At 61.0% G+C, this 1,219-nt stretch carries 1 protein-coding gene; it reads left to right on the top strand.

Annotated elements, in window-relative coordinates:
- Positions 1–771, top strand: a 771-nt coding sequence (locus AC24YW_RS36565; RefSeq protein ID WP_487487208.1) for a flagellin, incomplete at its 5' end; no start/stop codon positions are given.
- Positions 772–1,219 lie beyond the last annotated feature (448 nt).

The raw sequence follows: 1,219 nt of genomic DNA, 5'->3' as shown, positions 1-1,219 counted from the left end.
AATGGCGGCACGGCGGTCAACGTCACCTTCGGCGACGGCACCAACGGCACGGTCAAGACGCTCGATCAGCTCAACACCAAGCTGCAGGCCAACAACCTGTCGGCGACGATCGACGCCAATGGCCTGCTGACGATCTCGACCACCAACGACTACGCGTCCTCGACCATCGGTTCGAGCGCCGCAGGTGGTGCGATCGGCGGCACGCTGACCTCGTCGCTGACGTTCTCGACGGCTTCCAGCCCCGTCCAGGATACGGTTGCCCAGACCTCGCGTGCCAATCTGGTGGCTCAGTTCAACAACATTCTGAACCAGATCGACACCACGGCGCAGGACTCCTCGTTCAACGGCGTCAACCTCTTGAACGGCGACCAGCTCAAGCTGGTGTTCGACGAGACCGGCAAGTCGAATCTCAGCATCACCGGCGTGACCTACAACTCCAAGGGCCTGGGCCTTGCTGCGCTGACCAGCGGTGTCGACTTCATCGACAACGCTGCCACCAACAAGGTGCTGACCAACCTCAACGCCGCCTCGAGCACGCTGCGCTCGCAGGCCTCGAGCCTCGGCTCGAACCTCTCGGTGGTGCAGGTCCGTCAGGACTTCAACAAGAGCCTGATCAACGTGCTGCAGACCGGCTCAGCCAACCTGACGCTGGCCGACACCAACGTCGAAGCGGCCAACAGCCAGGCGCTGTCGACCCGCCAGTCGATCGCGGTCTCGGCGCTGTCACTGGCCAACCAGTCGCAGCAGAGCGTGCTGCAGCTGCTCCGCTAAGTCGCGGACGACATCGCAAGACGATCATGGCGGCGGGGCTTCGGCCCCGCCGCTTTCGTTTATGCCGGCATCGGAATGCTGCTCGGCGCTGCATTCGAATGCAACCAATTGCTCACTCTGAGTTATGGTTGACAAGTCGCAAACGCCTCCTCGCTGCCCGAAAAAGCATCATTCTATCATGATGATATCGGTGAGCGCGGTTCGGCCCCGAAGGCGCATATGGTGAATCCGCGCAAGGGCTGGCGCGACACGCTTCATGCTTTGTTAGCCGTCCGCGTTCACCGTCCCGAGCATCGATTAATCCTAATCGAAATTTTTGTTGCGTTGCGTACCAGAAGGGTAACACTCAATGTCCGGTATCGTCCTCTCCGCATCGGTTCGTCAGAACCTGCTCTCCCTCCAGTCCACCGCTGACCTCCTCGCCACCACGCAGAATCGTCTGTCGACC

The sequence above is a fragment of the Bradyrhizobium sp. USDA3516 genome (assembly GCF_057651995.1).
Note: the sequence above shows the minus strand (reverse complement) of the source record. Positions and strands in the feature narration are given on the sequence as shown.